The sequence below is a fragment of the Carboxylicivirga caseinilyticus genome (genome assembly GCF_050589785.1).
In the GTDB taxonomy this organism is placed as follows: domain Bacteria; phylum Bacteroidota; class Bacteroidia; order Bacteroidales; family Marinilabiliaceae; genus Carboxylicivirga; species Carboxylicivirga caseinilyticus.
In genome coordinates this window covers 64,936-75,493 of record NZ_JBNGOX010000029.1, presented here as the reverse complement: position 1 = coordinate 75,493, position 10,558 = coordinate 64,936, and the positions used below count along the sequence as shown (strand labels likewise).

Annotated in this window: 10 protein-coding genes; 6 read left to right on the top strand and 4 right to left on the bottom strand. The window is 32.5% G+C overall.

Features of this window, described 5'->3' with window-relative positions; all coding sequences use genetic code 11:
• Positions 1-125: 125 nt before the first annotated feature.
• A complete protein-coding gene (locus ACRD62_RS14865; RefSeq protein WP_430820896.1) occupies positions 126-422 on the bottom strand; it encodes a hypothetical protein in 297 nt (98 codons plus the stop codon).
• Between the two features lie 358 nt (positions 423-780).
• Here ACRD62_RS14865 and msrA point away from each other — a divergent pair, with 358 nt between their 5' ends.
• The 3 genes from msrA (at position 781) to ACRD62_RS14850 (ending at position 3,403) form a co-directional block, all read left to right on the top strand.
• Positions 781-1,362 (top strand): peptide-methionine (S)-S-oxide reductase MsrA, encoded by a 582-nt coding sequence (gene msrA / locus ACRD62_RS14860; RefSeq protein WP_430820895.1) that lies wholly within the window; start codon positions 781-783, stop codon positions 1,360-1,362.
• 181 nt (positions 1,363-1,543) lie between these two features.
• The gene (locus ACRD62_RS14855) at positions 1,544-2,764 is read left to right on the top strand and encodes a hypothetical protein (RefSeq protein ID WP_430820894.1); all 1,221 of its coding nucleotides are present in this window, start codon (positions 1,544-1,546) and stop codon (positions 2,762-2,764) included.
• Positions 2,765-2,836: 72 nt separating this feature from the next.
• Positions 2,837-3,403 (top strand): hypothetical protein, encoded by a 567-nt coding sequence (locus ACRD62_RS14850; protein WP_430820893.1) that lies wholly within the window; start codon positions 2,837-2,839, stop codon positions 3,401-3,403.
• Positions 3,404-3,539: 136 nt separating this feature from the next.
• Here the strand turns inward: ACRD62_RS14850 and ACRD62_RS14845 are convergent, their stop codons facing one another.
• Positions 3,540-4,253, bottom strand: a complete 714-nt coding sequence (locus tag ACRD62_RS14845; RefSeq protein ID WP_430820892.1) for a peroxiredoxin — start codon at positions 4,251-4,253, stop codon at positions 3,540-3,542.
• Positions 4,254-4,272: 19 nt separating this feature from the next.
• On the bottom strand, positions 4,273-4,692 hold the full coding sequence (locus tag ACRD62_RS14840) for a Fur family transcriptional regulator (protein ID WP_430820891.1): 420 nt from the start codon (positions 4,690-4,692) through the stop codon (positions 4,273-4,275).
• A gap of 313 nt (positions 4,693-5,005) precedes the next feature.
• On the opposite strand from ACRD62_RS14840, the gene ACRD62_RS14835 reads away from it, so the two are divergent.
• The gene (locus ACRD62_RS14835; RefSeq protein WP_430820890.1) at positions 5,006-5,635 is read left to right on the top strand and encodes a flavodoxin family protein; all 630 of its coding nucleotides are present in this window, start codon (positions 5,006-5,008) and stop codon (positions 5,633-5,635) included.
• 27 nt (positions 5,636-5,662) lie between these two features.
• On the opposite strand, the gene moeB is transcribed toward ACRD62_RS14835, so the two are convergent.
• Positions 5,663-6,763 (bottom strand): molybdopterin-synthase adenylyltransferase MoeB, encoded by a 1,101-nt coding sequence (gene moeB / locus ACRD62_RS14830; protein WP_430820889.1) that lies wholly within the window; start codon positions 6,761-6,763, stop codon positions 5,663-5,665.
• A gap of 227 nt (positions 6,764-6,990) precedes the next feature.
• On the opposite strand from moeB, the gene ACRD62_RS14825 reads away from it, so the two are divergent.
• The gene (locus tag ACRD62_RS14825; protein ID WP_430820888.1) at positions 6,991-9,429 is read left to right on the top strand and encodes a TonB-dependent receptor; all 2,439 of its coding nucleotides are present in this window, start codon (positions 6,991-6,993) and stop codon (positions 9,427-9,429) included.
• 287 nt (positions 9,430-9,716) lie between these two features.
• The gene (locus ACRD62_RS14820) at positions 9,717-10,547 is read left to right on the top strand and encodes an alpha/beta hydrolase (RefSeq protein WP_430820887.1); all 831 of its coding nucleotides are present in this window, start codon (positions 9,717-9,719) and stop codon (positions 10,545-10,547) included.
• The last annotated feature ends 11 nt before the right edge of the window (positions 10,548-10,558 follow it).

Genomic DNA, 10,558 nt, shown 5'->3' with positions numbered 1-10,558 from the left:
CAAAGGACTTTCAAATTACTCCGAATGTTTTCAAATTAATTTGAAAGTTTTGCTGGTTTTCATCAAACCAACATGGACTTTACCGGATGCTTACGTTTAATAATAAACGAATAATGATATCCGCATTAATTAAACTCTTCAGGTGCTTTCCTTTCTATTTCATTAAAAGCCTCTTCAAGAATATTAAAATACCTTGTAATCTTCTTTAATTCCATTGGGTTAATAGTCATAATAACAGGCTCGAAGGGTGGAAGCGTATAAATCCTAATACTGATAAATCTGCCACCATCGCCAAGAAATAGATCAATTTTATAGGTCATTGGTTTGTTACCGACAACCGCATAGTCTTCTATTCTGCATCGCATATCAATGCTGTTTGCCTTAAATTCGTTTATTATGGTTTTATTTATTAGTTCTTTCATATGGTCACATTATAAAGAAGGGCAAATGTTGCATTTTTTTCGAAATTATAAGTATCAATTTAGAGGTTAATAATGATTTGAGTTCAAAAATCCTTCAATAAATCTGAAATAACTTTTAAAGTTAATGTGTTTTAATGTTTTGAATATTAAATATATATAAAATAAATATATCACATTATAAAAAATTTTACAATGGTGGATATCCGCTCATAATATACTTAATTCTTGGTTTCTCAAAAGTACAAAAAGCTGTGGAATGTTCCTCAATATGTCGATGATCCGATTTTTGATTTCTTAATTAACGATTCAATAATCGAACTATTCCTTTGCAGAAGTGTTTTTGAGAAAAGCATTTGCAATGAAAACAATTTTAACTGCAATAACAATTATAATAGCAATGACAATACAGGCGCAAGAGACAGCTACGTTCGGAGGAGGATGTTTTTGGTGTACAGAAGCCGTTTTTTCTCAATTAAAAGGTGTGAGTAAGGTTGAGTCGGGTTATAGTGGAGGAGAAATAAAGAATCCATCCTATAAAGATGTTTGTAGTGGTTTAACCGGACATGCTGAAGTAATTCAGATCACTTTTGATCCGGAAATAATATCTTTTACAGATCTACTGGAAGTATTTTTTGCCACACATGATCCTACTACTCTAAATCGCCAGGGTGCTGATGTTGGAACACAATACAGATCTGTTGTTTTCTATCACAATGAGAAACAAAAAGAAACATCAGAATTGGTAATTAAATCATTGGATGCAGAGCATATTTTTGCCCGGGCCATTGTAACAGAAGTGAGTCCTTTTTCAGTATTTTATCCTGCCGAGGATTATCATCAGGATTATTTTGCAAATAATAGTAATCAGCCTTATTGTAGGGCTGTGATAGTTCCTAAAATGGATAAGTTTAAAAAGTTATTTAAAGAGAAAATAAAGTAGAAGAGCGTTTGGTAATAATATATAAGTTTAATTTAAAGGTCCTGATTAACAGTTGTTAGTCAGGACCTTTGTATTTATTGTATATGCGGTAATATCAAATATTACATTTATCAATAAAATTGTTTTAGAATATCTACTGAAAATTATATTTTTGATATCATAAATCTAATCCTGTTATCAAATGAAAAAGATATTTTTAATTAGCCTTATATTAATTGTTAGTATAAGTTCAAAAGCCCAAATTGAATATATTAAAGGATATTATATTTCAAATTCAGGCAAAAAAAATGAATGTTTAATTAAAAATGTTGGTTGGAAGAATAATCCAACAAAATTTGAGTATAAAGTATCTGAAGAAGGTGCCGTTCAAACCGGTGATATTAATGAAATAAAAGAATTTAGTATTAATGGCGTTGTAAAATTTATAAGAGCAGAAGTTGATATCGATAGATCCAGTAATGCTACAATAAATTTAAGTTCAGAAAGAAACCCAATTTTCAATAAAGAAACATTATTTCTAAAAGTTCTTATTGAAGGTGACGCTTCACTCTACAACTATGAAGATGGAAAGTACACTAGATTCTTTTATAGTCTAAAGGATTCAGAAATTACTCAATTGGTTTATAAACGCTATTTAACTGACGGAATTGATATAGCAGAAAATACATATTTCAGACAACAAATTTTATTGGACTTGAAATGTGATGTTATTGAAACTAAAAATGTTCAATATATCAAATATGGTCAGAAAGATTTAGTGAAAATTTTTGTTTTATATAATCAATGTGTCGAATCGGAATATCTGATTTACCAGGAAAAACAGAAAAAATATTCTTTTAATCTTAACTTACGACCCGGTCTCAATTTAATTAATTTAAATATTAACAGAACAGATAATGAAATATCTGTTGATATGGGGAGTAAGCAAAATTATAGATTTGGTATTGAGAGTGAATTAGTTTTGCCATTTAACAACAATAAATGGGCTGTTATTTTTGAACCAACTTATCAATACTATAACTCAACACAATCAACAGATGATTCATCATTATCTGGTGGGGTGCGTATTACCAATGTGGAATATCAATCAATTGAATTACCTGTAGGAATAAGACATTATTTTTTCTTAAATGATAAAGGAAAAATATTTGTTGATGGAGCTATGATTTTTGATCGTAGTATTGATTCAAAAGTTGAGTTTACTCGTGATGACAAAAGTTTATTATATTCTCTGGAAGCATATCCGAGTAATAATTTTTGTTTTGGACTAGGGTATAAGTATATGGATAAGATTAGTCTTGAAATTCAATATAAAACAAGTAGAGACTTTTTAATTAATTATTATAATTGGAAGGCTGATTATAAAACGGTTTCGTTTGTACTGGGCTATACTATTTTTTAAATCTGTTATTTAACTTTCATCTTTAAGTTATTTATTAATAGTTTCATTAATTACCATTTATTGACCAATTTAATGAGAATCCTAACCTTTTTATTATTAATTAATTGGTTTGGAATCAATTCTTATTCTCAAGATGAACAATCAGAGATTAAAGATGATTACCTGACAATACAAAGCGGTTTAATAATTGATGGTTATAATTCATTAGGTGTTCGTACCTTTTTTGAATATCAAAAAAAGATTAAGAATAAATGGTATTATGGTTTGTCTTATGAGCATTCAAGACATTTGGGCTTTTTTATTAATGATCAGTTAAACGAACTCAATAGTAACTTAAGTCAATTAAGTTTAAATGGATATTATAAACTAAGTGTAGCTAATGAGAAGTTGTTTTGGTTGGCAGGTGTTGGATTAGGTGCTTTGCACAATAACTGGGATAATCATGATAGTTTCGGCATAAGTGTGAATGCTAGTTTTACACTTAACATTAAATTATCTAAACGTCTATATTTAGAAACCTCACCTTTAATAATTTTATTGCCTGTTAATCGGGTGTATTATTCGCCAATGAATGCCGATGAATTTGATGACTTTTATGCGCTTACCTACTTTCCGTTTGGCTTAAAAGTTAAATTGTAGTTTAAATTTAAACTTGCCTGTATTACATAATTTGTTAAATATTTTCAATGTGAAGGTATATAAAAGCGGGGTAGTATTCTATTAAATAAGTGTTTACCCCGCTTTATTTTTACAAAATATTAGCATTAAGTACCTTTTACTTCTTTTTTAAAACTTTATTTAACACTGTATCCTTGTCAAGTTTCTTTGTGCAGAAGAACCAGTCTTTACAATCAAGTTCGCTGTCATCCATTCGTCCTTTTGCTGCACTACATGAACCAGCAGGGCCAATTATTACATCATCTCCAGGTTGCCAGTCAGCTGGTGTTGCAATTCCAAACTCATCTGCAGCCTGTAATGCTATGATGACTCTGTATAATTCTTCAAAATTTCTTCCTAAACTTAATGGGTAATATATAATGGTTCTTATAATTCCTTTAGGGTCAATGAAGAAAACTGCCCTTACAGCTTTTGTCGTATCTTCATTTGGTTGAATCATACCGTATTTTTTTGCAACATCCATTTTAATATCTTCAATTAAAGGGAAGTTGACTTCAACATCTTTCATGCCTTTGTATTCAATTTTTTCTTTGATAGTTCTTAACCAGGCAATATGACTATATAGTCCATCAATTGAAAGTCCAACAAGTTTACAATTTGCATTATTAAACTTTTCTTCCATTGTTGCAAATGTCATAAACTCAGAAGTACATACAGGTGTAAAATCAGCTGGGTGACTAAAAAGAATTACCCATTCGCCCTTAAAATCTGAAGGAAAGTTGATTTCACCTTGGGTTGTAATTGCTTTAAATTCGGGGGCAGGATCGCCAATTCTTGGCATGCTTACTACAATTTGTTCTTCATTTTCCATTTTTTTAAATTTTAAGAATTTAACATTTATCGAAAGTCCCATTTATTTGGACTACAAAATTTTTAAAATGAAAACCGTTAATTTTTTTCTTTGCAAAGTATTGCTCTAAAATTTGATTCAACTCTTCATCAAAATAATCTTCAATCAGATCACATTCAATACAGTATAAATGATGATGATGTTCCGTTATTCCATCGTATCTCATTTTGTCTGCCTCTGTTGTTACTTTTTTTATAATCTTATTTTTGACAAGTATTTCCAATACTTTATATATGGTCCCAATAGCTATATTAGGCTGACTAATTTTAATGTAGTCTGCAATATTTTCAGCTGTTGGATGATTATTGAGATTATAAATCGCTTCTAGTATCGCAACACGTTGAGGAGTAATTTTTAGTCCTTTGCTGGCAATTTTTTCTCTAATTTGATCTATATTCATAAATTATTATATAAGAATAATTCTTTTTAAGTAATGAATAAATTTATGACAAATATTTAAGGTTTCATAATCAAAAAGTTTTTTTCTTAAGATGGAAATTCGTGTACTATATTGTTAGGATATTAAAATAACAAACACAAAACTTTTAATCTGAATATGTTTTCATTTTCCATTAAAACGATAATTGAGTGATTCAATAAACTAATATTATAATTACCTTAGAAAGTTATTAGTATTTAACTATAATAGCATCGGTTTATTATATTGGTTATTTAATAGATGATATTAATGCTGGTCAAATAGGAATTGAAATATGAAAGTAGTTGCTTTGAATGGTAGTCCCAAAAAAAATGGGAATACAGCCCATGCTTTGAAAATTGTAACAGCAGAATTGGAGAAAGAAGGAATTGAAGTGGAGATCCTGCAGGTTGGATCAAAGGAAATAAAAGGATGTACAGGTTGTGGTGCTTGTTCAAAAAGACAAGATGAAAAATGTATTATAAAGGGTGACGAAGTAGATAATTTCATTCAAAAAATGAAAGAAGCAGATGGGATTTTGTTGGGGTCTCCTGTTTATTATGCGGATCTGAACGGTACAATGAAATCATTTCTTGATAGAGCATTTTATGTGGCAGGTGCTAATGGAGGCTTATTTCGTCATAAGGTAGGTACTGCAGTGGTTACTGTGAGACGCACGGGAGGTATGCAGGCGTTTCAATCGTTGAATCATTATTTGCAATACAGTGAGATGTTTATACCAACTGCAAACTATTGGAATGTTTTACACGGAGGTAGTCCGGGTGAGGTATTGAAAGACGAAGAAGGAGTGCAGATAGCTCGTGTTTTAGGTAAGAATATGGCCTTTCTAATCAAAGCGGTGAATGCAAGTAGAAATCAATTACCAGTCCGGGAGGATAAGGTATGGACTAGTTTTATTCGTTAGCAAAAAGTTTTAAGTAATACTTTATTTCTAAAAAGATTGGTAGGCATCAATCCCACCTTTCAGGTTTACAAGATTTTGATAGCCTTGTTCTTGCAGGTATTGAATTACGTTTTTGCTTCGTATACCCAAATGACAAAAAACCACTACAGTCTCATTTTTTGGTATTTCATTCAGACGATTAGGTATTTCACCCATCGGTATATGTATACTTCCAGTAATTGTTCCCAAGGCTACTTCATCATCTTCGCGCACGTCAAGTAGAATAGGCATTTGTTTCTTCTTGATTTGTTCTTTTAGTTGGTTGGCAGTTATTTCTTTAAATGAACTTATTGTGTTGTTGCAAAAATCTTCGTAGTCAATTAATTGGGTAATGGTAGGATTCATACCGCAGCAAGGGCAATCCTTATCTTTAGTAAATTTTACTTCGTTAAATTGCATGGATAGCGCGTCGTAATTTAATAAGCGACCAATAAGTGGAGTACCAATACCACAAATTAATTTTATAACCTCTGTTGCTTCTATAGTTCCTATAACACCGGGTAAAATGCCCAATACACCGGCTTCTGCACATGATGGTACTGAGCCTGGAATTGGTGGTTCCGGAAATAAACAACGATAACAGGGACCCTTATCAGCTCCAAAAACTGAGATTTGACCTTCGAACTGATTGATTGAGCCAAATACGTTGATTTTGCCCGTTAATATGCAGGCATCATTGATCAGGTAACGCGTCTGAAAATTATCTGTTCCATCGCAAATAATATCATATTGATTGAAAATATCAATAGCATTTGCGGAGCTAAGAGCTTCATTAAAGCAATTAACTTTTATATAGGGATTAATCTCCACCAAAGATTCAAGAGCAGATTCTGTTTTTGGTTTTCCAATATTAGATGTTTTATGAATAATCTGTCGCTGAAGATTGGAAGCTTCCACATTATCAAAGTCAACCAGACCTAATGTTCCAACACCAGAAGCAGCTAGGTACATCGCTAAAGGGGAGCCAAGTCCTCCCATACCAACAATAAGTACTTTAGCATTTTTAATCTTCTTCTGACCATTTATGCCAATCATTGGCAGAATTGTATGGCGTCTGTATCTTTCGAGCTCGTCCTTTGTTAAAACCATGTTAATTTTGATAATTCTGTGATCGAAGATAAAGATTTGTTGTTTTATTTGAAACGACCAGCAAATGCTGGTCGTGAACTTAAAAATAATAGTAAAAGCAAATCATTGATTATTAATTGTTCAAATGAAGTATTAAAAAGTTTAGTTATTTTTTTAGCATTTGTACGAAGGAAATGAGACCGTTTTACGTCAATAGATCAAATAAGTGATTTAAGTAAGAAAGAAAAATGGGAATTAAAAGAATTGTATTGCTGTTAACAACAGTATTGCTGTTCAGCACAACTTTGATGAAGGCCGAAAGTCCTGAATCAATTGAGAAGGAAGGTGTTGTAAAAGGAAAGATTTATGATGGAAAGACGAAAGCTCCGATTGAATATGCAACGGTAGCCATTTATAAAAAAGAAGACGATTCGGTTGTAACCGGAACCATTACAGATGAAAAGGGCGAATTTAAAGTGAAAGGTCTGAAACCAGGTTCATTTTATATTGTAGTATCATTTTTAGGGTATGATAATAAGCGTTTTGATGATGTTTTTGTAAAAAGTGCCCGGGAAATTATCGATTTAGGGAGTATCGAGTTAGGAGCTTCGTCAACTGCCATTGATGAAATAGAAGTTGTTTCTGAACGTCAGAGTGTTGAATATAAGATTGATAAAAAAGTAGTATCGGTTGGTAAGCAAATGACTTCGGCTTCTTTGTCAGCGGTTGAAGTGCTTGAAAATGTTCCTTCTATCAGGGTTGATATTGAAGGAAATGTATCGCTCAGAGGAAGCACCGGATTTACTGTTTTAATTGATGGTAAACCCACTGTTATGGATCCAAGTGATGTATTACGACAAATACCGGCATCAACAATAGAAAATATTGAGATAATCACCAATCCATCAGCCAAGTACCAGCCTGATGGAACAGGCGGTATTATTAATATCGTTACCAAGAAAAATAGAATGCAAGGGGTGCAAGGGTTATTCAACCTAAAAGGCGGTTCGTTTGGTATGTATGGAGGTGATTTTCTATTAAACTACCGTAAGAATAAATTTAATTTCAATTTGGGCGGTGATTATAACTACCGTCCATTTCCTGGAACCAGTTACAGTGAACGTAGTACTACAAATAATGATACTACAACAATCATTAAATCCAACGGAGATAGTGATCGTGAGTTCAGAATGATGGGATTACGCGGAGGTTTTGATTGGGATATTACCGATAATGATGTGTTTACATTTGGATTCAGAGTGGGTGACTTTAAAATGGAAAATAGTTCATTGCTTGACTATCGTACCATTGTCATGGCAGATAATTATGAAAGTGATGAACTGCAGGAATTAAGTCTTAATAATGGACAACGTGGCGGTAATTATTATTCACTTACCACAAATTACACACATAAATTCGATCAAGAGGGTCATGAAATTGCGGCTCAGTTAAACTATCGTTACAGAGATGGTGATGATACTTCTGAGAATCTATTACAGGATGCATCCAGAGCTGTTACAGATGGTACTAAAACAACTGAATTTGGCCCTTCCGGACGTTGGGAGATGCGTCTTGATTATGTGAAACCATTAGGGGGTGATAAGAGACTCGAAGCAGGTTTTCAAGGGCGTAGGAGTATTAGTCAGGATGAAACCGAATTGTTTATATGGCAAGATGGAGGTTTTGTTGAGCAAACAGATAAAGGTAATTTAACCGATTACGACAGAAATATAATGGCATTATATTCAACTTTTAATGGAACGTATGGTAATTTCGGGTATCAGATAGGTTTAAGAGGTGAATATACATATCGCGATATAACTACAAAGCGTGATAATCAAAATTATAAAATTGATCGATTGGATTATTTTCCAACGCTTCATTTATCATATCAATTACCATCAGACAACCAAATAATGGGTAGTTATTCAAGAAGAATTGATCGCCCTAGAGGTTATTATCTTGAACCATTCGTAACATGGGAGGATATGTTTAATGTTCGTATGGGAAATCCAGATCTTCTTCCTGAGTATATTGATGCTTACGAAGTTGGATATCTTAAAAGTTGGGATAAAGCACAATTATCAATGGAAGGATATTACAGAGTTAAGCATAATAAAGTGGAGCGTATTCAAACTGTTTATGATGAAGGTATTTTGCTAACTTCTTTTATGAATGTTGGAACGGATTATTCTTTAGGTGCCGAGGCGATGTTTAATACACCTCTAACTAAATGGTGGGAAATTAATATCATGGGTGATTTATATAATTATAGAATTGAAGGCTTTAAGAATGACCAATCTTTTGAAACATCATCATTTAACTGGAGTAGTAGAGTAAGTAATACATTTAAGGTTCGAAAAAACATGCAGCTTCAGTTGGACGGAAACTACAATAGTGCCACAGTTACAGCGCAGGGTAGAAATGAAGATTTCTATATGATAAATGCTGCTTATCGACTGGATATGATGGATAGAAAATTATCTGCTGTTTTGCAGGTGCGTGATTTATTTAATACTGGTCAAATGGTTAGTGTAAGTGAAGATCCTGGTTTTTATAACTATAGTGAAAGAAGGCGAAATGCTCCCATGTTCTCATTTACATTATCATATCGTTTAAATAATTTTGCTCAAAAACGTGGAAAACGAGGTGGAGATAATAGTGAAGGAATGGAAGAAGAATTTTAGATTAGAATAATAGCTTAATTCTAGGGCCTGGTAATACCGGGCCTTTTTTATGTGATAACTTCACTAAAAGTGTTTATCTTGTTATGAGTATCTGAAATGATTAAAATGTACTATAAAAATGATTGTCTATTTCGATTATTACAGAGTAAAATTGAATAGATTTAAAAAGTTAGATCAAATCATTTAATCATTTCTATTTCATATATAAAATGCTGCAATTATAATTTGTTGATTGTGTGGTTAATGTGAGATTTAGTTAAACCAAATATTTTATAGATAAATTAAAAATGAAACACTTACTAACGATTCTTTTATTGATGGTCGGGGTGACAGTGATGGCACAAACCGTTTATCAAACAGATTTAAACAAACATTACTATTCTGATGAAGAAAACAAAGCCGATGCTTATAAAAATGAGCGTTGTGTTTTAGATATTTATTATCCTGAGAATTTAAAAGGTTTTGCCACTATTGTATGGTTTCATGGAGGTGGTTTAACAGGTGGAAACAAAGAAATACCAGAAGCTTTAAAAGGTAAGAATATAGCCGTAATTGGAGTTAATTACAGACTTTATCCTAAAGTAAAAGCACCTGAATATATTAATGATGCTGCAGCTGCAGTAGCATGGGTAATGAAAAATATTGAAACGTATGGAGGTGATCCTTCTCTTGTTTTTGTATCAGGTCATTCGGCAGGAGGTTATTTAACAAGCATGGTGGGTTTGGATAAGTCTTATTTGTCAAAATATGGAGTTGATGCCAATGATATTGCTGGATTAATACCATTTAGTGGCCATACAATTACTCATTTCACGGTTCGGGCTGAGAGAGGTATTCCGGGCGAACAGGCCATTGTAGATAGTTTAGCACCACTTTACCATGTGCGGGCAGATGCTCCACCATTGCTGTTAATAACAGGAGACCGAGAAATGGAAATGTTAGGAAGATATGAAGAAAATGCCTACCTGATGAGAATGATGAAAGTTATTGGCCATAAGGATACTCGTTTATTCGAATTGGATGGTTATGGTCATGGAATGACAGAACCGGCTTTTCCATTATTGATCAACGAAGTTAACAGGATTTTAAAGCTGCATAAAGATAGTGCAAATCAATAGATCAAGTCTTA